This window comes from Armatimonadota bacterium (genome assembly GCA_028871815.1).
Lineage (GTDB): Bacteria > Armatimonadota > Chthonomonadetes > Chthonomonadales > Chthonomonadaceae > REEB205.
In genome coordinates this window covers 26,734-48,128 of record JAGWMJ010000003.1, presented here as the reverse complement: position 1 = coordinate 48,128, position 21,395 = coordinate 26,734, and the positions used below count along the sequence as shown (strand labels likewise).

The 21,395-nt window shown below is 60.7% G+C and carries 16 protein-coding genes; 8 read left to right on the top strand and 8 right to left on the bottom strand.

Annotated features, from left to right (window positions below):
- The first annotated feature begins 98 nt into the window (after positions 1-98).
- The 8 genes from KGJ62_04655 (at position 99) to rfbD (ending at position 8,706) form a co-directional block, all read left to right on the top strand.
- Positions 99-1,451 (top strand): glutamyl-tRNA reductase, encoded by a 1,353-nt coding sequence (locus KGJ62_04655; GenBank protein ID MDE2125860.1) that lies wholly within the window; start codon positions 99-101, stop codon positions 1,449-1,451.
- A complete protein-coding gene (gene ccsA, locus KGJ62_04650) occupies positions 1,448-2,293 on the top strand; it encodes a cytochrome c biogenesis protein CcsA (protein MDE2125859.1) in 846 nt (281 codons plus the stop codon). The genes KGJ62_04655 and ccsA overlap by 4 nt, the downstream gene beginning before the upstream one ends.
- A gap of 425 nt (positions 2,294-2,718) precedes the next feature.
- Positions 2,719-3,585: a sugar phosphate isomerase/epimerase gene (locus tag KGJ62_04645; protein ID MDE2125858.1), complete on the top strand. Its 867-nt coding sequence runs from the start codon at positions 2,719-2,721 to the stop codon at positions 3,583-3,585.
- Between the two features lie 48 nt (positions 3,586-3,633).
- Complete coding sequence (locus tag KGJ62_04640; protein MDE2125857.1) at positions 3,634-5,487, top strand: SurA N-terminal domain-containing protein; 1,854 nt, start codon at positions 3,634-3,636, stop codon at positions 5,485-5,487.
- Positions 5,488-5,543: 56 nt separating this feature from the next.
- Positions 5,544-6,323, top strand: a complete 780-nt coding sequence (locus tag KGJ62_04635; GenBank protein MDE2125856.1) for a glycosyltransferase family 2 protein — start codon at positions 5,544-5,546, stop codon at positions 6,321-6,323.
- Positions 6,324-6,325: 2 nt separating this feature from the next.
- Positions 6,326-7,303: a UDP-glucose 4-epimerase GalE gene (gene galE / locus KGJ62_04630; GenBank protein MDE2125855.1), complete on the top strand. Its 978-nt coding sequence runs from the start codon at positions 6,326-6,328 to the stop codon at positions 7,301-7,303.
- A gap of 21 nt (positions 7,304-7,324) precedes the next feature.
- Positions 7,325-7,843, top strand: coding sequence for a D-glycero-beta-D-manno-heptose 1-phosphate adenylyltransferase (gene rfaE2 / locus KGJ62_04625; protein MDE2125854.1), 519 nt, complete (start codon positions 7,325-7,327; stop codon positions 7,841-7,843).
- Positions 7,840-8,706 carry a dTDP-4-dehydrorhamnose reductase gene (gene rfbD / locus KGJ62_04620; protein ID MDE2125853.1) on the top strand — a complete coding sequence of 289 codons (867 nt, stop codon included), beginning with the start codon at positions 7,840-7,842 and terminating at the stop codon, positions 8,704-8,706. Before rfaE2 ends, rfbD begins: the two co-directional genes overlap by 4 nt.
- Here rfbD and KGJ62_04615 read toward each other — a convergent pair.
- The 8 genes from KGJ62_04615 to KGJ62_04580 form a co-directional block, all read right to left on the bottom strand.
- Positions 8,703-9,746, bottom strand: coding sequence for an NDP-sugar synthase (locus KGJ62_04615; GenBank protein ID MDE2125852.1), 1,044 nt, complete (start codon positions 9,744-9,746; stop codon positions 8,703-8,705). The two genes, rfbD and KGJ62_04615, sit on opposite strands and share 4 nt — an antisense overlap.
- Positions 9,743-10,648 (bottom strand): PHP domain-containing protein, encoded by a 906-nt coding sequence (locus KGJ62_04610; GenBank protein MDE2125851.1) that lies wholly within the window; start codon positions 10,646-10,648, stop codon positions 9,743-9,745. The genes KGJ62_04615 and KGJ62_04610 overlap by 4 nt, the downstream gene beginning before the upstream one ends.
- Positions 10,648-11,607, bottom strand: coding sequence for an SDR family oxidoreductase (locus KGJ62_04605; GenBank protein ID MDE2125850.1), 960 nt, complete (start codon positions 11,605-11,607; stop codon positions 10,648-10,650). Before KGJ62_04605 ends, KGJ62_04610 begins: the two co-directional genes overlap by 1 nt.
- Before the next feature lie 36 nt (positions 11,608-11,643).
- Positions 11,644-12,834, bottom strand: coding sequence for an SLBB domain-containing protein (locus KGJ62_04600; GenBank protein MDE2125849.1), 1,191 nt, complete (start codon positions 12,832-12,834; stop codon positions 11,644-11,646).
- 31 nt (positions 12,835-12,865) lie between these two features.
- On the bottom strand, positions 12,866-14,965 hold the full coding sequence (locus KGJ62_04595) for a polysaccharide biosynthesis tyrosine autokinase (GenBank protein ID MDE2125848.1): 2,100 nt from the start codon (positions 14,963-14,965) through the stop codon (positions 12,866-12,868).
- Positions 14,966-15,244: 279 nt separating this feature from the next.
- Positions 15,245-16,408: a hypothetical protein gene (locus KGJ62_04590; protein ID MDE2125847.1), complete on the bottom strand. Its 1,164-nt coding sequence runs from the start codon at positions 16,406-16,408 to the stop codon at positions 15,245-15,247.
- 9 nt (positions 16,409-16,417) lie between these two features.
- A complete protein-coding gene (carB, locus tag KGJ62_04585) occupies positions 16,418-19,687 on the bottom strand; it encodes a carbamoyl-phosphate synthase large subunit (GenBank protein MDE2125846.1) in 3,270 nt (1,089 codons plus the stop codon).
- Positions 19,687-21,357, bottom strand: a complete 1,671-nt coding sequence (locus KGJ62_04580; protein ID MDE2125845.1) for a glycosyltransferase family 39 protein — start codon at positions 21,355-21,357, stop codon at positions 19,687-19,689. Before KGJ62_04580 ends, carB begins: the two co-directional genes overlap by 1 nt.
- Positions 21,358-21,395: the final 38 nt, after the last annotated feature.

The window sequence follows — 21,395 nt, the reverse complement described above, 5'->3', positions numbered from 1 at the left end:
ACTGCGGCCGGATAGACGATGCCGGCGACGCACCGTATACTAACCGATGACATGCATATGCCCCAAGTGATCTCTGTGCAGGTTCGGCGCGGCAAATCGTGACAGCTCTTACATTGGTTGGTGTCAGCTGGCGCCGTGCTCCGATCTCAGTGCGCGAGCGTGCCGCTCTTACCGGCGAGCATGCATCGGCGCTGCTTTCGGAGCTGGTGCGTGACGCCAGTATCCGGGAAGCTGCAGTCATCAGCACGTGCAACAGGACGGAGATCTACGTGGTGGCCGCGGAGAGCACGGCGCCTCTCAGACGGGTTCTGCTGGATACCTGGCTCCGCGAGTGCGGTGTCGACGCCGATACTCTGGATCCGTTTCTGTTCTGGAAAAACACGCCCGATGCTTCAGCGCACATCATGCGCGTGGCAGCCGGTCTGGATTCGCAAATCCGCGGGGAAACGCAGGTCCTGGGCCAGGTGCGCGGTGCGGCGAAGTTGGCGCAGGCCGCCGAGGCCGCAGGACCGGTGCTCAATGCGTTGTTTCGGCACGCTATTGAGGCGGGACGCCGTACGCACACCGAAACGGAACTGAGCCGTGGTGCGTTTTCGATTGGTCACGCCACGGTTGACCTTGCCTCCCAGGTATTTGCCGACCTCAGCCATGCCCGAGTGCTGCTTGTCGGCGCCGGGGATACCAGTATTCTAACGGCGAGGCATCTCATCGACCGTGGCGTTACGCAGATAACCGTAGCAAATCGGACACTTGAGCGGGCCGAAAGTCTGGCTGAGAGCCTTGGCGGAACTGCTGTTGTGTTTGCCGACGTGAGCCGGCATCTGAGCGCCACCGATATACTGGTCACCTCCACGGCCGCCCCCCAACCCATCATCACACGTGCGATGCTCGCGCCGGTGATGCGCAGCCGGCGCGGGCGGCCGCTGTTTATCATCGACGTGGCTGTGCCCAGAGATGTGGAGGAGGCGGCCGGCAAGCTCGATGACGTCTTTCTATACAATATCGACGACCTTGAGGCGTGCGTCGCACAGGATACGCGCGCACGCGAGAGCGAGACCGCTGATGCGGAGCGTATCGCCGGCGAAGAGGCCGGCCGGTTCCTGGCGTGGCTGGAGACGCGAGCAGCCGCTCCGGTTATTTCAGGACTACGTGAGCGCCTCGACGCGATCCGAACCGCGGACCTAAAGCAACTTCGGGCGCGACTGTCGCACCTGAGCGATGCAGATTGGGCAGCTATTGAAACTGCGACTCTTGCGATGATGAACCGGGTGGCAAGGGAACCAATACTTCGCTTGAAGCAGGAAACGGTAGGCAAAGCAGATCGATACGACCTGATGACTGCGGCGCGCGAGATATTCGGTTTGGGTCCGGAGCGGGGTCCGGCCGAGGCTAACACCCTACCCGATGATGCCGCCACAGCCCAGGAGCTTCCACTGGATCCGACGCGATGAACGCCCCCGTACTCTGTGCACTAACGCTTGTTTGCTACCTTGCCGCCGGTGCGGCCATCTTCGCTGGTACCGCGGCCGCGCCGATACCGCAAAGCGGAGGCTGGCGCTCAAAGAGCGGGTACCCGATTTCACGGTTGCTTCTGGCTGTTGGCATCGTTCTGCACTTCTGCGCAATTGGCGCCTGGTGCGTCACCATCCATCGCTCGCCGTTCGCCAGTCCTTTTGGCACCTGGTGCACGCTTGCGTGGGCGATCGCTTTGAGCATCGTGGCTGTCGATCCGCACGGACGTTTGGTTGCGATTGACGCTGGCCTGATAACGGCCGCCAGCGTGGTGTTATTAGTCAGCTTGACGCAGGCCCGCGATCCCCTTATCGGCGCGCCAATTCTGGATGCCAGGCTGGTCACACTGCACGTGATGGCTATTCTGCTCAGCTTTGCGCTGTTCGCTGTGGCGTTCGTATGTGCCGGCCTGTATCTCGCCGAGGCGCGAATGCTCAAGACGCGGCCGCCGGCCGCGATACTGCAGCGAGTACCCCCCCTGGAGACGCTGGATTCTGTGGCGTTTCAAGCTGTGGCGTTTGCGCTGCCGCTACTTACGGCTGGTCTGGCTCTGGGAATCGCTCGCGAATATGCGGGCGGCTTGCACGGTGGTCAGGTCGGCTGGTGGCGAGATGCCCACACGATTGCTTCCATCGGTGTCTGGCTGGTTTATGGCGCATATATCGGCGCCAGGGTCCTGGTCGGATGGCGTGGACGCAGGCTGCAGTACGTACTTATTGCGGGTATGGCGGTAGCCGTTTTGCTGTACCTTCTCCCAACGCATACGCATCGCTTTATATGAGCCTGGTAGCGGCGCGGCGGCACCGTCAGGTGACCGCGTCCTGTGTCGCGTCCACTGCGGGTTTTCCGTTCGCGGCGTTTGAGCGACCTGCTGCGCGGCTCGCGCCTACGTGCAAGCCGCCTGCAGGGCACGCCCGGCTGAATTCGTCCAGTTGATCCATCTTCCGCTGATAGCCGACCGGACTCCGCCGCCAGGTTTACCGTTCGCGTCGGGGCCGCGTTGAACGCGATCGACCTGCTCTCAAGCGCCGCCGCGACCTGGTTTGAAGCACAAAGTCGGCCGACGGCCCGCGGTACCGGCGTTATTGCTCGCGAACGGTGCTTTACGTTTTGGCCGTCTGCCCGGTTTGACCATGAGGCAGCGCTCGTCATTGACATCGATTGGGCTGTACAGTAAACTGTGCCTCTTGAGGCCCCGGAATCTGAATGCTGTTAACCGCCATTACCGACGAAATAACTCAGGATTTCGATCACGCTCTGGACGTCATGCTGGAGTACGGCTGCAAAGCAGCCGAGTTGCGGGGAATGTGGGGCGTGAACATCGCCGACCTCTCTGACGCCGACGCTCGGCGTGTTGCCGCCTCTCTGCAGTCGCGAGGTATGCGCACCGCCTGCCTCTCCACGCCGTTTTTCAAGTGCTCCCTGGATGGCGCGGAAGCTGAGAAAACTGGTCCGCTTCATTTGGCCAAGCCCCACCACCGCTCGCACCAGCTTGAGGTGTTGAAGCGCTGCATTGAACTGGCGCACCGGTTTGAGACCCGGCTGATCCGGGTTTTCGCCTTCTGGCGAAACGGCGACCTTACGGCCGACCAGGAGACCCGGATCGTGGATGCATTTGCAGAGCCGATTGCGATTGCCTCCGAAGCCGATGTTGTGCTTTGCCTGGAGAATGAGCACGCCTGTATGATCGGTACCGGCGCTGAGGCAGCCAGAATCGCCGCGGCGTGCAACTCCGACCACTTTGCGGTCGTCTGGGATCCGGGCAACGCCTTTGCCGCCGGTGAAGTCCCCTACCCTGGCGGGTACGAAGCCGTTCAGCGGTGGGTTCAACATGTTCACATCAAGGACGCCGTGCGTCGCGACGGCGATACGGAGTTTGTTCGCGTCGGCGAGGGTGAGATCGATTACGAAAACCAATTCCGCGCCCTACGGCGTGACGGGTATACCGGCTACATATCCATCGAAACGCACTATCGGGCTTCGAATCCGAACGACCCGGGCAGTGAGCCTGCTGGTGAATGGAGCACACGCGAGTGCCTTGCTGCGGCGCAAGATCTGATCCAGATGCCGTAGCGCAAAGCACAACGCGGTGCATGCGGTTCAACTTGACGAGGAGACGAGTTGCTTAACAAGTGGTTGTATAACGTTACTTCAGTTCGCTGGTATCGCAACGTGTTCCAGCGAATGGGCACGCGTGCCGGTTGGGGCTGTGTGATTATCGTCGGAATACCGTTGGTCGGTGCATTTGGCTGGAGCGCCTACTTCAATTCGGCTCATAGCGGCGGTGGACCGGCGCCGAGCACCAACATTGTTCTTGTCAACGGAACGGCCATTTCGCGGGCGCTCATGGCCACAGCGTCAAAGGCGACACAGGGGGCGCAGGCCGGCGACCAGTACGCGCAGGCTCAGGGCAAGGCGATTTACAGCCTGATCGAGGCGACGCTACTTTCACAGGAGGCCGCAAAGCGCCACGTTAGTGCCAGCGGTGTTGCGGTGGACAAAGCAATCGCCGCCCAGCGTGCCCAGGTGCTTGGCGCCAATTCCAGTGACAGCGATTGGGATGCCTACACACAGCAGGCGTACGGCATGAGTTCATCGGATTTCCGGTCATTCATGTCGAAGATGCTTGCAGGCTCGGCCCTTCAAGCCAACCTGGCGGCGTCGGAGCCGGTCACCGCTACCGATGCCAACAACACCAACGCACAGGTGAATCTGGATCTGGTACTGGTCGGTACAATCTCTTCCAGCATGTTCAGTCGGCCCGCACCCGGCTCGCCACAGCCGCTGCCCGACGCCCTGGCCAAGCAGAAAGCCTACGCCCTGTACGCCAGGGTGAAGGCCGGCGCGGATATAGCCGCTATTGCTCGCGCGAACTCCACCGATTCAACAGCCAAGGCGGGCGGCGTCACAGGTTGGCGCAGCGAATACGACCTTGCCGGCCAGTCTCCATTCGGTGCGCTAGGCTATGGAGCGGCGTTTGACGCTGCCGTCCAGCATACAAAAACGGGTGGCATCACGCCGATGATGGTCGCCACCGGTTTCTCGAACGGATACGTATTTGCCAAGGTGATCGCACGAAGAATGAACACACCCAAGAGTTTTGACGCCAACAAGACCAAGAGCCAGCTTCAGACGGAACTCGCCACCAAACAGCTCTCCGACATCATTACGGCCGACCTCGCGAAGGCCCATTTGGTGTGGAAGGACCCTGACAGCGAGACCTGGTTCAACTACTACAAGCTGCAGCAGATGGAGCAACAGCAAGCGATGGCGCATTTTGGTGGCGCTCCCGGGCCTGTGCCAACCGCCAGCGAGGTGAGCGCTCAGCAAGCGCTCTCAAATGCCGAGCTGGCAGACATGGCAAAGCGGCATCCGAACGACGCGACGGCGGCACTGTTGGAGGCGCAAAACCTTCAGACCCAGATGAACGGCGCCGCGGTTACTCCGGCAATGCGAAGCCAACTTCGCGATCAGATCATAAGCCTCTTCGTAAGCGCACTGCAGAGCACGGAGGACCAGAGCATCCGGTTTCAACTTGCCTCGCTGTACCGCGACAAAAAACAGTATAAAGATGCCGCGGCGCAGTATCACGAAATCGATCAGTTGATGAACGCAAGCCCCCCGTACGATACCAATAGTGGGCAAACAGCCATTAACGCCTACGAGCAGTTGATCGCCGGTTACAAAAGCATCAGCATGCCTGACCAGGCGGCCGCTGTTCAGAAGGAGCTGGCGCTGGTAAACAGCCAGATGGCGGCGTTCAAGCGCCAGGATGCGGCTCAGGCCGCGGCAAACGCTCCGCCGAATGCCACGCCGATACCAACTCCCACGAAGTCGGGCAGCCATGCGCCTTCGCAGCCATCAAAGGCTGGCGCCACCGGTTCGCTTCCGGGCGCGCCGCGGTCAGGCGGGCCGCCATCGCCCTCAAAGTCTGCAGGCGCTCCGAGCAACAAGCAAGCCACTGCGCCGAAGTAATGGAAGCTGAATTGCCGGTTCCGGTGTCTGCGCCACCAATCGTTGGTCATGCTGCGATGCCGCTTGATGGTAGTGAGCTTGAGCCTCATCCTCCACCCACTCCGGCGCGGGTGGAGGATGAGGTACCCGTTCCCGTCAGTCACCCTCTGCTTACCGTGATTGTGCCGGTTTTCAACGAGTGCGCCACCATCCTTGAGCTGCTGAATCGCGTAATTGCTGTACCGCTCTCGAAGCAGGTCCTGGTAATTGATGACGGCTCAAGCGATGGCACCCAGGAGGTGTTACGCTCCGCCGCCGACGGCAAGCTGCCGGATGTTGAGGTTGCCTATCATGCCGTGAATCGCGGCAAAGGCGCCGCGATTCGGACTGCGATTCCCCTGGCGCGAGGTCAGTTTGTGCTGATTCAGGACGCCGACCTGGAGTACGATCCGCGCGAGTACTCACGGTTGCTCGAGCCACTTCAGGATGGCCGAGCGGACGTGGTGTACGGCTCGCGATTCCTGGGTGGCGGCGCGCACCGAGTTCTACTGTTCTGGCACCGGGTGGGTAACGCTTTTCTTACGCTGGTCTCCAATATGCTCACCAACCTGAATCTCACGGACATGGAGGTTTGCTACAAAGTTTTTCGACGGGAGCTTATTCAAGGCTTGATCCTCCACTCCGACCGTTTCGACATTGAGCCGGAGATTACCGCCAAAGTGGCAAGAGCCGGCTGTCGGATCTATGAGGTTCCGATCTCCTACAGCGGCCGGAACTATGCCGACGGTAAGAAGATCGGCTGGAAGGATGGCTTTTTGGCGTTGTGGACGATTGTCAAGTATCGGTTCGTGGACTAACCATGAACCTGCTGGTGACCGGCGGTGCGGGCTACATTGGCAGCCATTACGTGCGGTACGAGGCATCTCGCGGCCATCAGGTGGTGGTGCTCGATAATCTGGTTTATGGGCATGCCGAGTCGTTACCCGACGGAGTGCTGCTGGTGGTTGGTAATGTGGGCGACGCGGGCGTGGCCGAGGCGCTGCTGCGCGCTCATAAGATTGAGGCGGTGGTTCACTTCGCGGCCTATGCGTACGTCGGTGAGTCTGTTACGAATCCCGGCAAGTACTATCAGAACAATTTTGCCGCCGTAATCCCAATGATGGATGCGATGCGGTCTTGTGAAGTCAGACGCTTCATCTTTTCCAGCACCTGCGCAACATACGGTAACCCGCAGTACGTACCTCTCGATGAGGCGCACCCACAGAACCCCATCAACCCGTATGGAGAGAGCAAATTGTGGGTGGAGCGGATGCTGGCGGCGTACGGCGCTGCGAGCGGTTTGGAGTACGTGGGGCTGCGCTACTTCAATGCCGCCGGCTCGGCCGCCGATGGCTCAATAGGTGAAAGCCATGATCCCGAGACGCATCTGATCCCTTTGGCGTTGCAAGCCGCCCTGGGCAAACGCGCGGCGATAACCGTATTTGGCGCTGACTACGATACACCCGACGGCACATGCGTGCGCGATTACATCCATGTGGACGACATTGCCGTGGCGCACAGCCTCGCCCTCCAGCGACTGACAGCGGGTGGGGCGAGCGGATTCTACAACTTGGGAACAGGCACAGGCCACTCGGTTCGCGAGATCATTCAGGCATGTGAAGATGTCACCGGAAAGAAGATACCGGTTATCGACGGCGCGCGGCGCGCCGGTGATCCGCCAAGCCTTGTGGCCAGCGCCGCGAAGGCATACAAGGAGCTCGGCTGGCTGCCAGGCTATCGCGAGCTCGAGCCGATTATTGGTACCGCGTGGGAGTGGGAGTTACATCGGCGCTATTAGCCGGAAAGTAAGGCACCTACCATGGGGCGTATCATCGACAGCCCTCAGCAATTGGCTCATGAACTGATCCACCATCGCAGACAGGGTCACACCATTGTCTCTACCAATGGCGTCTTCGATATCCTCCACATCGGCCATGTACGGTATCTGAACGCGGCTCGGTCGATGGGCGATGTGTTGGTGGTTGGAATCAATTCCGACGAATCCACACGGGGCCTGAAGGGACCGGACCGACCATTGGTGCCCGAGATGGAGCGAGCGGAAGTGGTAGCCGCGCTGGCGGCTGTGGACTTTGTGGTGGTGTTTCCAGAAAACGCCCCCAACGCCCTGTTGGAGATCGTCCGGCCCGATATTCACGTCAAAGGTGGCGATTACGAGGTGGAGCGCATGCCCGAAACAGCCGTCGTTCGCCGATACGGCGGCAAAGTTGTAGCGGCTCCGCTGGAACCGGACCACTCCACCACGGCAACAATCGCGCGCATTCGCGCCTCCACTCAAGGCTCAATCTCAGCCCAGCATGGAACGGAGGAACCTGAATGAGGATCCTGGTAACCGGGAGTACCGGGATGCTTGGCTCCGATCTGGTGCGAGCGATTACTTTGGCAGGCGACACGGCTCTTGGTGCAGATTTGCAAACAAGTGGACGAGCCTGGCAGCGCGCCGTGGATGTTACGGATGGCGCAGCGGTTGATACGGCGATTGCCGAAGCAGATGCGGACGTGGTGATTCACGCCGCCGCGCTAACGGACGTGGATGGCTGCGAACTGGATCCGGAGCAAGCCTTTCGAGTGAACGCCTGGGGTACGTGGTCGGTGGCGGCGGCATGCGCTCGTCACGACGTCCCGCTTCTCTACCTCTCCACCGACTTCGTATTTGACGGTGCGAGCCGGAAGCCGTACACGGAGTACGATGCTCCGAATCCAATTAACGTATACGGGGCCTCCAAGCTTGCCGGCGAAGGCCATGTTATCACGCTTTGCCGGCGTCACTGGATTGTGCGCACACAGTGGTTGTTTGGGCGTGGTGGCCGGAACTTCCCAGCGACTATTTTGAAGCTCGCGGAGTCCAGGACAGAACTCCCCGTAGTGAGGGACCAGATTGGCGCGCCGACGTACACAGTGGATCTTGCGGCAGCCATCGTAACACTGATCCGATCGGGTTACTACGGCACCTACCACGTGAATAACGCCGGCAGCTGCAGCTGGTACGACCTGGCGCTCTTCATCATGCAGCAGCGCCCAGCGTTAACGATGGAGATAAAGCCGATACCGGCCAGCGAGTATATAACCCCCACCCGCCGGCCAGCCTATTCCGTTCTCGACAGAATGGCGCTCCGCGTTCAAGCGGCCGATACGATGCGGAGCTGGCAGGCGGCGCTGACGGAGTTTCTGGCTACCGCTTAAGGGCTTTGTGGCGCTGGAAACTGCTCCCCGGCTGCCAGGCACGCGGGCGCCGCTTCCTGATCAGAACCGAAATGTGACCCCGGCATTACAACCGCGCCAGCGTCTATAATCGCGTTCTCAACCACCGCGCCGGCGCCGACACGACTGTTTTCCAACAACATGCTGGCACGGACAACGGCGCCGGCTTCCACGATGGCGCCTTCACCAAGCAGCGTTTGCATATCCACATCCGCGCCTTCTGTTTGCTCTGCATCGCGTACCAGAGCCGGACACCTGGTTTGGATCCTCCCAGACGCCAGATCACGGGATGCCGCCAGAAGGCTGGCGGGACTTCCGATATCCCGCCAGTACCCCACCAGTGCAGCCGCCGCCATTCCCGAGCGGCTGCGGATAACCTCCGGCAACACGGTGCGCTCCAGAGAAACCGGCCCGGCGCTTGCCGCACGTGCGATCGCTTCCGGCTCCAGCAAGTAGACGCCGGCATTCACCAAATCCCAGTCCGCATTGGATACTGCAACCTGCAGCGCAGCGCGGCGCTTTTCTGTATCCGTCGGCTCGCGCCACCATGCAACACGTCCATCTGCTTCTAAACCTATCACACCGAATCCGTGGGGCCGCTGCGCCGCCACCAGACCGATCGTAGCTTCTGCACCGATCTTCACATGCAAATCCGCAATCGGCGTAAGATCGGTATCCAACAGCAGATCACCGTTTACCACCAGCACCGGTCCGTGCGGCAGTAGCGCTGCGGCATTTCTGGTGGCGCCACCGGTGCCCAGCGGCGTCTCCTCATCAGCGTACTGCAGCTCAATACCAAATCGGCTGCCATTTCCCAAAGCCCTTTGAATCCGGTCAGCCATGTGGCTCACCGCAAGTACCACCTGTTCCACGCCCTGTGCGCGCAACCACGCCAGCTGAATCTCCAGGATAGTGCACCGTCCGACCGGGATAAGGCCCTTCGGCCGGTGCCGCGTTATGGGATCTAGCCGCGTACCCAGGCCGCCCGCCAGCAAGATGGCAGACCGAGGCAGCGCCGTCATCGGCCTTCAGCAAACGCGGTGCGATGTACCGAAGCGCGCGCTCGCAATGGAGCGTAGAGTTCTACCGGTGCGGCGCGACGACCCGTCACATGACCAAGCTTGATCTCCGGCTTTACATGCGGGCCGTGAAAATCAGACCCGCCAGTTACCAAGAGTCCCAGGCGACGCGCCAACGCCAGCAGGGAATGCGTTTCGGCATCAGTATGTGTACTGTACCAGCACTCCAGCGCGTCCAGGCCTTCGGTTCGAAGCGCTTCGGCCGCTTCACAGATGGCGTGTTCGCCCAAGCCAATTCGGGCAGGATGAGCCAGCACGGCCACTCCGCCGGCGGCATGGATAGTGGAGATCACTTCTGCGGTTGTCAGCTGTGCAGAAGGGATGTAGCCGGATCGGCCCTCGGCAAGGTACTTCGAGAATGCGTGGGAAATGTCGGTGGCGAAACCACCCTCTACAAGAGCGCGCGCCACGTGGGGTCTACCAATGGCGGCAGAGCCTGCACAAGTATTTACAGCTTCCATTGACAGAGGAACACCAGCACGGTTCAGGCGTTTTACCATGGACTGCGCCCGCTCGGTGCGCCACGCACGCCGGCTGGCCAGGCTGCTCTGCAGAGCACCCGAATAGGGGTCGATAAAGAGGCCCAGAATGTCGCACCGGCCGAATGCGTTTCTTGCTGCCATCTCAATCCCAGGCACTACAACCAGGGCGTCCGTTAAAGTGCCGCAGGCTTCAACAGCACCTGCTACCGTATCGTGATCGGTAATGGCCAGCGCAGCCAGATTGATACGTTTAGCCTCGGCTATCAGCTGTGCCGGGCTCAACTCACCGTCCGACGCCGTCGTATGGGCGTGCAGGTCGATACCGATTGAGCCCGAGCGATGCGGCTGCGCCGGAAACTCCATTAAGCCTGTTGCACCGCGCGACTGTCGAGCTTTGCTCGAAACCAGTCGATCGTGGTTTGCAAACCCTCTTCAAGGCCGACCTTTGGCTCCCAGTGCAGGAGGTTGCGTGCGCGCGTGATATCAGGCTGGCGCATCCTGGGGTCGTCCGGAGTTTTCAGCTCCTCCCGCACAATTGGGCTGACGCTTCCAGCCAGATTGCGAATCCTGGAGGCGAACTCGGCTACGGTGATCTCCGCAGGATTCCCGATATTGATGGGACCAGTCTCTCGCGACGTTGCCAGCTTCCAGAAGCCATCGATAAGGTCCGAGACATAACAGAATGACCGAGTCTGCGCGCCGTCACCATACACTGTGATCGGCTCGCCGCGGAGCGCCTGACCGACAAAGTTCGGCACCACGCGCCCGTCATTCAGACGCATCCTGGGTCCGTACGTGTTGAAGATACGGGCGATTTTTGTGTTCAGGCCGTGATACCGATGGTACGCCATCGTTATGCTTTCAGCAAACCGTTTCGCTTCGTCGTACACCCCACGGATGCCTACCGGATTGACGTTCCCGAGATACTCCTCAGTTTGAGGGTGTTGGAGAGGATCGCCATACACCTCGGAGGTAGAGGCGAGGAAAAACGCGGCGTTTTTGGCGCGCGCCAGGCCCAGCGCCTTGTGGGTTCCGAGGGCGTTCACCTTTAGAATCTGGATCGGCTTCGTTGGAAAGTCAATCGGGCTGGCCGGCGAGGCGAGATGGAATATATAGTCAATCGGCCCGTCCAGGAACAGGTACTCAGTAACGTCGTACAGGATGAACCGAAATCGCGGATTGTCGATCAGGTGCGCGATGTTGTCGGTGGCGCCGGTGATCAGGTTGTCAAGCGCCACAACCTCCAGCCCCTCGGCCAGCAACCGGTCGCACAGATGCGAGCCGAGGAATCCGGCGCCGCCTGTTACTACAGCTCGGGGCACGCGGCTGCCTTCGGCGCGACCGGATCCGGGTGGGGTTTACAGATGCAGCGGACCGGTGAAGAAGCTAAGGCCCGTGAGAACTCCGAGAAGGTCAGCCGGCCGGAAGGTTCGCTTTTGAAATGGCACATAGACCACGTCATTTGGCTGCAACTCGGCATTGTTCTTGAGATCGCCCTTCTGCAGGAACTTTTCCAGGTTCAACGGCACCAAGTGCGCCTTGTTCGTCTCGCGATTCACCCGGATCAGATTCAGCTTCTTCATGTCGGCGTTTGTAGTTGGTCCGCCGGCTCCGTTGAGCGCGTCCAACACGCGGTCGCCTGGACGATACGTATAGTACCCGGGATGCAGTACGGCGCCAAAGACGTATGTGCGGTTACCTGCCGGTATCATCAATTGATCGCCGGCTGCCAGCCTTACATTCGCCGTGGTGTCGCCCCGGAGAAGTAGCGCCTCGAGATCCAATGGCTGCGAAGTGCCATCATGGATCACGCGGGCAGATTTCAGGTTCGCCGTCTCCTTCACGCCACCGACACGCGTAAGCGCATCCAGAACCGTCATACCTTCCTTGAATGGGTAGCTGCCCGGATTTGTCACCTCACCGATAACGCTGAACTCGGTATTACGCTCAGGAATGTAGACCACATCTCCCGGAAACAGCCACACATCCGCAGTTGTGCCCTGCTTTTCACCGGGATGATCCAGATTGATCGATTGTTTGCCACCCGCCGCGCGCGAAATCACGGTATCCGCAAGGTTGCCGTCCGGCGTCGGCCCGCCGGCGGTGGCGATTGCCTGCAGTACCCGCATCGGACCTTTGTAATCGAGCGTGCCCGGGCGCGTGATGCATCCGTAAATCAACACACTCCGCGGCCGCTGCTGAACCAGCGCGACATTCACCGACGGGTTAATAACGTACTTCGACCACTGGTCGGTGAGTGACTGGGCTACTTCGCTTGCCGTCTTTCCCAGTACTGAAAAGGGTTTGAGCAGCGATACCGAAATCCGTCCATCGGGCGGGATTGTGAGTTGCGACACATTGAGATTTGGAAAGTTGATGACGTTTATCGAGATCACATCGCCACCGCCCAACTGATACGGTCCGACGGTGGGCTGCTCAATTGCCGGCGGGATGGTAATCGTTGGTGAGGGTGCGGCCGCCGGCTTTGTTTGCGCTCCGGCAGATGCTGCAGCAAGAACCAGGCCCACAGATATCAAGAATCGTTTCATTTCCGTTGTAATCCCTTCGGTCGACAACACGTCAATCGCCTAGCTCTTCATCGTGGCTGCGCTCGTCCATCCGGGAGTAGCCGGACGTGTTCAAGTCTGCGCCATCTGCGGATGGCAAACGCGGACGTGGGGCGCCGGCAGCCAGCACCGAAACCTCCGTGGCGTCTCCCGGACGGCGCCATGCGTAGCGCGCCCGGTCCTTCTGCGCGTGGTCACGCGGGACGCGATTCATCATGAAGCACAGGCGGTTGCCGGCCGCGGCCCTCAAAGCCGCAGATGCATCCCGCACGAACTCCGGCTCAACCTCACCGACTCCAATCACCTGGACCACACAGTCGGCATACGGAGCCAGCATGAGCGCGTCGGCAACCGTAGCGCATGCTGGTGTATCCACTACAATCTTGTCGGCACGATCGCGCAGCCGTGTGAATACCTGCGTCAGCGGCAGCTGCGCGATCATTTCAGCGGGGTTGCACGCGGGGATACCCGCCTGAAGGAGACTGAGGCCATGCACGTTTGTCGGCAGGATCACTCTATCCAGATCGGCTTTGCCGATCAGTGCCTCCGCCAAACCCTGGCCAGGTGTCACGCCAAATCGCACCGCCTGAACCGGGCATCGCATGTCGGCATCCACAAGCAGGGTCCTGTTGCCGGCCCGGGCATACGATCGCGCCAATTCAGCCGCTGCCACCGATTTGCCCTCTCGGGGCAGCGCGCTCGTAATAAGAATTACCTGCTGAATGCCCGGCGAGGTTCCCGCCATTTCGGGCGCAGCCAGAGCCAGGTTCGCGCGCGCAAGCGTAAACGCCTCCGTCGTTATTGCGGCCGATGTTGCGCGGCTTGCGAGCAGGTTGAGTGGGGATGGCAGCGCCGGCATCGCACCAATAACGGGTCCAGAAACCAGTCGCCGCGCGGCCTCAAGGCTTCTTATGCGCCGGTCGTACTGCCCGGCGACGCCTACCGTCATCAGCGAGAGCAGGATGCCGGCGAGCGCGCCGGCCGTCATGTTACGAGGCCAATCGGGCTGTACCGGCGCTGAGCCGGCCTGAGCAGAGGAAGCGATCTGCACCGCCCCGCTGGAAAGCCCTCCCTGAATTCTGGTGTTGTTCAGCGACGTTTCAAGGCCCATGTAAACCGCGCTGTCCATTGCGGCATCATGCTCCAGCGCCATCTCCCGTACGGTGGTCTGCGGCAGCGAGGCGATCTGCCGGGAATAGGAGGTTCGCTGCGCCACCGCCGTTGCCAGGTTCGCGGCCAAAAACTGGCACTGCACCTGGCTCGACTCGTAGTCGTTTACCAGCGAAGCCTGTGACTGCAGCGAGGGCATCTTGTTGTTCAGCGTGCTACGTACCGCATCGTTGATGCGGCTCTTGAGATCCGCAATCCTCGCATCCATGTTCGGCAGGATGCCGGGATAGGCCGGTGTGAACTTTTGCGCGGCTGCGGACCGCTCCGCCTCCGCCTGATTGAGCTGGACCTGCAGTTGCTGAACGAGGGAGTCGTCGCGAACACCGGTGCCGTTGCGTATGGCGGCATCAACGTTCTTCAGCTGCCCGGCAACGGCTTTGAGGTGCGCTTGTTCGCCGATAAGCGCCTGCTTCGCCTGAGCAACCGCACTGTCGCGCGCGCCATACTCGGTAACCGCTTGCTGCTGCTGCGCCGTCAGGTCGATGATGTGCTGCGATTTGCGGAACTCGGCCAGCCGGTTGTTGGCATCCTCCATCTGTTGACGCGCACGCTGCGCCCGGAGATTCAGGCTGTCGGCAACTTCCTGCACGCCCTTACCGGCAATCTGGTTGCTCCATAGTACAAAGGCGCGGCAAACCGCGTTGGCAACCATAACGGCGTGATGCGGCGTATCGGCATCCCACGACACCGCAACGAGGTCGCTGTCGGCGTGCCGCCGGACATGAATATCGGACGTAAAGCGTGCCAGGAACATCTCTTCCGACTGCGGGCCATAGGCGGCAAACGGCGGGCCACCTTGCGATGCGCCGTTTTTGATGTAGTCCAGCGTCCGACGCCCCATTCCAGCGCTTGCAATCAGCGCTGCGTCCGTTTGCGGTGTAGAAATCGATTGCGGCGTGCTTACCGGCCCAGTCGAAACGGCGCCGTTTTGTGGGCGGCGCATTGCTAACAATTCGGCTTCAGCGCGCCAGCGCACGGGAGTGTTCGCGGTAATCAACGCAGCCACGCCCAGACAAAGCACGAGGCTAAGTAGGCATTTCCAGCGTGAGCGCCAGCAGGATCCGACCACCCGTGGCAGCAGCTTATCGGTGTATATGGGGTCCATTACAGGGGCAGGCAGGCACCTGCACGAGCGTCATTGCGCGGAATGGGCCGTGCTCCAGACGTAATCGTGCTATCAATCAAGTGCAAGACGAGCCTGCGCCGTGCATCGTTCCTATCCTTATTTCGCCGGCGGAACGGCTGATCCGAAGAAGTAGAGACCGCCCCCTGTGCCGGTCGGCGGATGATCGGTGAGAACCAGAAGCCCGGATTCGCCGGAGCGTGGATCCTGAGTGCAGACGTCGAGGATCGTTCCACTAAATGTGGGAGAAGCCCATAACTCCGGACCCATGGCCGCACTGGGGTCGCGGAATACGACGTTACTGGTGCGGCTCTTCAAGACGAAAGTCGGCTTGCCGTGATTCGCAGCATTCGGCTTGGTGTCGAAATCCTGGTTGACCTGTATGTAATAGAGCGCAAGCGGAACGTCCGATCGCATCGCCCAGAGGCCCACCATACCGCCAAGGGCCAGTAGTTGCGGCATACCCATCTTGTCGAGAAAGGTTGGAGTGGCGTGCATGAGAGCCTGCTGCACCTGCCCGCTGGACGGCGCCGGTACGGGGTTGGTGAGCCAGGACGTAGCCTGTTTGGATAGTTCCACTTGAAACGCCTGCACCTGTGACGGCGAGTCGGCGATAAGCAGCCGCTCGTCCCCATCTTTCAGCCATACGGCTCCGAGTACCTGAACCGGCTTCGGTGCTGCGCGCTCCTCGTAGCCGCTTCCGTTCCAAAACCATGCGCCGGCATCCGTGGCGATTACCGGCGGTTCACTTTTGCCCGCAAACCGACCCACAGCCAGATCGTCGGGTGAGCCGTCGAATGTCGTCGAGTACTCGGTTTTCAGTCCACTCTTGTCAAAGGCTCGTACCAGAAGCGACGCCGTTCCCGCCTTGGCGGAGGGACCCAGCGTGATGAGCTCCGGCCGGCCGTCGCCGGCCAGATCCGCTACGGCCGCGCGGTGCGGTGCATCCGCCAGTGGCAGCTGCCACACAAACTTAAACAGCGGCTTCATCGGCACAGCTGGTGGCGGCGGTGCGTAGAATCCCGCAAAGCTGTGATTGTGCGCAGCGTAATACCGCCCGGCCAGGTTCAGTACGGTGCTCTGTCGCACGCCGGTGGTTGGGTCGGTAAAACCCGGACTGCCGCTGATGTGGCAATAGTTGCACGCTTTCCCCTCTCGACGGGCATACTCCGGCGTCGCCTTAGCCGAATGCGGTGTCAGGACCAGGGACAATAGCGCCAGACAAAGGCCGCGCAGGAAGTCACGATTTCGAGAGAGTCTCATTGCGTTTCCCTACAGGTATTCGGTTACTGCCGCCACTGTGGCGCTGCCGCGCTGCGATCCATGCTCAAGCGCCAACAGCAGCGCACGGGCAGTGTCCAGGCTGGTAAGGCATGGCACACCGTATTCTACCGAAGCACGACGGATTCGCGTACCCTCGCGTTCGATGACGCGGTCATTGGTCAGAGTGTTGATAAGAAGATCCACCGAGCCGCTCCGTATCCGGGTGACGATGTTGTCGTCATCCTCATGCAGCTTTGAAACGGACTCCGCCGCAATGCCATGGTGCGCCAGATGTTTGAGTGTGCCTTCCGTCGCGATGATTGTAAACCCAAGCCTTACGAAGCCGCGCGCGATCTCCACCACTTCTTGCTTATCCTGGTCAGCCACAGTAATAACAAGGCGTCCGGCTGCCGGAACGTCAATTCCTGATGCCACCATAGCCTTATACAACGCATGTGGGTAGTCCCGGTCAATTCCCATGATCTCGCCGGTGCTTTTCATCTCCGGGCCCAGTGATACATCTACGGCTGTAAGCTTGGCAAACGAGAATACCGGCGCTTTTACAGCTACCTTGCTGCCCGCCGGATGTAAACCCGGCGCTAACCCCTGCTGTGCCAGGCTTTCGCCCAGCAGCGCCCGCACCGCGATATCCACCATTGGGATGCCGGTAACCTTGCTCAGAAATGGCACCGTCCGTGATGCGCGCGGGTTCACCTCCAGTACCAGCGCGCGCCCCGTTGTGGGGTCGACGACAAACTGTATGTTCATCAATCCCACTACGCCCAGGCGGACCGCGAGCCGCGTGGAGATCGCAACGACTTCGTCGCAAATCTCTGCTCCGAGCGACTGCGGGGGATAGACTGCCATGCTATCGCCGGAGTGTACGCCTGCCCTCTCGATATGCTCCATAATGCCGGGAATCAGGCACTGCGCACCGTCACAGATCACGTCGACCTCGACCTCGCGGCCCAGGATATACCGGTCAATCAGGATCGGCGCCGTCGGCGAAACCGCCACAACGTATTCAATATAAGCGCGCAACTCCTCGAGGCTGTAGACAATCTCCATTGCGCGGCCGCCAAGCACCCACGACGGTCGCACCACCACCGGGTAGCCAATCTCCTCAGCTGCGGCCAGTGCGTCGGGCGCCGATGTCACGGCTCGACCCGGCGGTTTGGCGATCGCCAACTCGCGCAGCACCATGTCGAACAAGTCGCGATCCTCTGCCAGCTTGATCGCATCCAGTGAGCTCCCGAGCAGCTTGTACCCGGCGTGCGACACAGCCTGGGCCAAATTGATCGCCGTTTGCCCGCCAAACTGTACGATCACGCCTTCCGGCTGCTCGCGCTCTAGAATGTGAATCACGTCCTCGGCGGCCAGTGGTTCGAAGTAGAGCCGGTCGGAAATGTCAAAGTCGGTGGATACAGTTTCCGGGTTGTTGTTGATGATGACTGCGCCATAGCCAGCACGCTGCAGCGCCTTGACGCAGTGGACCGAACAGTAGTCGAACTCGATACCCTGTCCGATCCGAATCGGCCCACTGCCGAGAACTACGATGCGGCCGCGCGAATCGGCTGCCCGTTGCGAGGCTTCATTCTCGTGCTCGTAGCAGGAATAGAAGTACGGCGTGGCGGCTTCAAACTCCGCAGCGCACGTATCCACAACCTTGTAGGCGCGACCGATACCCAGCGCTTTGACCAGGGCGCTAACACCTGCCTCTGTCGCGCCGGAATACTCGGCGATGGCCCGATCGCCAAACCCAGTCTGCTTTGCTTTGCCAATCAGCTCCGCAGCCAGTGGGTGATCGGCAGCGGACGAGTGTGGGCTTGCGGCCATCAAGGCGATCGTGGAGCCATACCGCTTCAGGCGTAGCTCAATCTCGACCATGTTCTGAAGTTTCTTCAGGAACCACCGATCCACATTGCAGAGTTCGCGAACCTCACCAATCGACATACCACGCCGCATGCCCTCGAAGATCGCCCAGAGCCGCTCAGAGTTGGGAACCCGGATCATCTCCTCCAGCCCAACCTCACTGAGCACTGCGGCAGCGGCGTTGGCCATACCCGGGTTACCGACTTCAAGAGAGCGCAACGCCTTCAGTAACGCCGATTCAAATGACCGGTCGATCGCCATCACTTCGCCAGTGGCCTTCATTTGCGTTCCGATGGTCTTATCTGCCTGAACGAACTTGTCGAATGGCCACCGCGGTATCTTTACCACGCAGTAGTCCAGCGCTGGCTCAAAGCAGGCAAGCGTTCGCTGCGTTACGGCGTTTTCGATCTCGTCCAACTGCAGCCCAACCGCAATTTTGGCCGCCACCCTGGCTATGGGATATCCGGTAGCCTTTGAAGCGAGCGCTGAGGATCGCGAGACCCTTGGGTTCACCTCGATGACACAGTAGTTCATCGAGGTCGGATCCAGCGCCAACTGTACGTTGCAGCCACCCTCGATACCCAGCGCGCGGATAATCTTCAGTGACGCCGTCCTGAGCATCTGGTATTCACGATCCGATAGAGTTTGCGATGGCGCCACCACGATGCTGTCACCCGTGTGCACCCCCATCGGATCGAAGTTCTCCATATTGCAAACGGTGATGGCGGTGTCGTTGGCGTCACGCATCACCTCATACTCAATCTCCTTCCAACCGCCCAGGAACCGCTCGACCATCACCTGGTGGCGCATCGAAAGTGCAAGGCCATGCATCGCAATCTGGCGTAACTCGTCGCTGTTGTGCGCAATGCCCCCACCCGTGCCGCCCAACGTGTATGCGGGCCGTACAATAAGCGGCCAGATTCCGGAATCCGCCGGTTCTGCCAGTTGGTCGAGCTCCGTGATGATCCACGACTCGGGAACCGGCTCGCCGATGCGCCGCATCAGCGCCCGGAACTCATCGCGATCCTCGGCCTGGTGGATTGACCGGAGCGGTGTGCCCAATAGTCGGACGCCGTGGCGTTCAAGCACGCCCTGCTCCGCCAACCTGGTGGCCAGGTTCAGCCCGGTTTGGCCGCCAAGCGTGGGCAGCAGTCCATCGGGCTTCTCCACCGCCAGAATGCGGTCAGCGAAGCCTACTGTGAGAGGCTCGATGTAGACGCGATCGGCTACTTCCGGGTCGGTCATTATGGTGGCCGGGTTGGAGTTGACCAGAACCACAGAGACACCCTCTTCGCGCAGCGCTCGGCAGGCCTGGGTACCGGCATAGTCGAACTCTGCGGCCTGGCCGATAATGATCGGGCCGGAACCGATAACCATCACCTTGGTTACGTTGGCGTTTCTGGGCATCAGCCGGTGTGTCCCACGGCGCCAAACGGTGTGGAGGCGCCGGGATAGTTCGGACCTTTGTACAAGCCCACCGGATATCGCACGATTTTTGGGAAGAACATAATTCTATTGGAGTCGGAAACAACCTGCGGTTGGTGGCGGCGCCACCAGAGCTCTTTCCAGGAGCCATCGAGGATCAGGACGGCCGCCGGATCATTCGGGTACAGATGGAACAGCCGACGACTGTTGCACAGCCCTGGCTGAACAGTCACCACTTTGAAACCGTTGTTGAGGCAAAGTCCGGGCGCCACGTCTCCGTACAGCACGGTGTTCGCCGGCAAGTGTCTTGCCAACCAGTTGTCGGCAGCAAGCCTGTGCCAGGTGATGTGCGTCAGCCAGTCCCCGAGCCACAATCCGTTACTGGCAAACCATATCGCCAGGATCATGGCAGGCGGAACGATACGAGCGCCGGCTTCGAGGCGCGCGCCGACTTCGGGAGCGAACCAGCAGAGCGCGGCGACTCCGGCGACGGCGCTGTACAAAACCGCGTCGGTTATCCGGTTACCATGATGCAGGAACGCCTCAAACAGATGAAAAGTACAAAACGCGCCGAAGAGTGTTCGCTGTTGCCGATGCGCGAGAACCCAGGCCGTCAGATGCCGCGCCTCCGCCAGCGCAGTGCCCGCGATCACCATCATGGCCGGGTAGAAAAGGATGTAGTACCGGTCTGGCGAGTAACTGATGAAGGCAAGCATCAGCCATGCGCAAAGCATGGCCGCGGCAGCGGACGCCAAAGCGGTGCGGCCGGCCGGGCGCAACCGCTCCCTCAAGGCCGGCCACGAAAACAGCGCGGCCAGGCAAAGCGCGAATGGGATTGTCGAGTGGCGGAACAGGTATGGCGACATGCCGCGGTGATCGCCGACGATTGCGTGCACCAGGTTGTGCCATAGGTGGGCGAGGCTCCTCGGAAGGAGCTGGTGCACCATGTAGTAGTGATCAATGCGCTGCATTTCCGCGCGGTTCGGCAGGTACCAGAACAGGAGATACCCGAGCAGGATCGGGGCGGCGCCGACGGCTGTCGGTATCGCATCGCCATGCCGCCAGGCAACCTTCCGGCGGCGATCCAGCAGAAGCGGAATCCCAAACACTGCCGGAGCGGCAAACAGCACCAGTCCGCGCGACGTGAAGGCCAGAGCAAAGCAGCAGCCGCCCAGCGCCATCCAGAACCGGCGACGTGTTGGGACGGTCGAGGGAGCCACGGCCAATCCTCGGCAGAGTGACCACCAGGATGCGGCCAGCATGCAGGCAGCCGGCGTATCCATCAGTGCCATGCGGTTGTAGAGCAGATACACGTGGTCCAGGCCGAGCAGAAGCCCCGCGAACAGGGCCGGTCGCGAACCTAAAACACGGCGTGCGCCGTCAACGATTAGCGCGATGGAGACCAGGCCAAAGAACACCGAAATCATGCGAGCGGAAACGTCGGAGACGCCGAACAGCCGGAAAACTGCTATCTGCAGAATATTGAGCGTTGGCATCAAAAGCGCGTTGTTAAAGCGGTCGGTCGTTGCGTGACCGAAGAGAACCAGGTTGCGGGCGTTGTGGATGTAGAACCCCTCGTCGGTGAGAAGCGCGGCGCTCCACGAGAGGTGCGCGTACGAATCGGCGCGAAGCGCTACCAGCCGTAGAAGCACGGCGGCTGCTCCGGCAGCGCATAACGCGGCTGTGGCTA

Excerpts from the sequence above, each read along its gene's own strand:
- ccsA (MDE2125859.1), top strand. The coding sequence starts at position 1,448 with ATGAACGCCCCCGTACTCTGTGCACTAACGCTTGTTTGCTACCTTGCC.
- KGJ62_04645 (MDE2125858.1), top strand. The coding sequence starts at position 2,719 with ATGCTGTTAACCGCCATTACCGACGAAATAACTCAGGATTTCGATCAC.
- KGJ62_04635 (MDE2125856.1), top strand. The coding sequence starts at position 5,544 with ATGCCGCTTGATGGTAGTGAGCTTGAGCCTCATCCTCCACCCACTCCG.
- galE (MDE2125855.1), top strand. The coding sequence starts at position 6,326 with ATGAACCTGCTGGTGACCGGCGGTGCGGGCTACATTGGCAGCCATTAC.
- rfaE2 (MDE2125854.1), top strand. The coding sequence starts at position 7,325 with ATGGGGCGTATCATCGACAGCCCTCAGCAATTGGCTCATGAACTGATC.
- rfbD (MDE2125853.1), top strand. The coding sequence starts at position 7,840 with ATGAGGATCCTGGTAACCGGGAGTACCGGGATGCTTGGCTCCGATCTG.
- KGJ62_04615 (MDE2125852.1), bottom strand. The coding sequence starts at position 9,746 with ATGACGGCGCTGCCTCGGTCTGCCATCTTGCTGGCGGGCGGCCTGGGT.
- KGJ62_04610 (MDE2125851.1), bottom strand. The coding sequence starts at position 10,648 with ATGGAGTTTCCGGCGCAGCCGCATCGCTCGGGCTCAATCGGTATCGAC.
- KGJ62_04600 (MDE2125849.1), bottom strand. The coding sequence starts at position 12,834 with ATGAAACGATTCTTGATATCTGTGGGCCTGGTTCTTGCTGCAGCATCT.
- KGJ62_04595 (MDE2125848.1), bottom strand. The coding sequence starts at position 14,965 with ATGCGCCGCCCACAAAACGGCGCCGTTTCGACTGGGCCGGTAAGCACG.
- KGJ62_04590 (MDE2125847.1), bottom strand. The coding sequence starts at position 16,408 with ATGAGACTCTCTCGAAATCGTGACTTCCTGCGCGGCCTTTGTCTGGCG.
- carB (MDE2125846.1), bottom strand. The coding sequence starts at position 19,687 with ATGCCCAGAAACGCCAACGTAACCAAGGTGATGGTTATCGGTTCCGGC.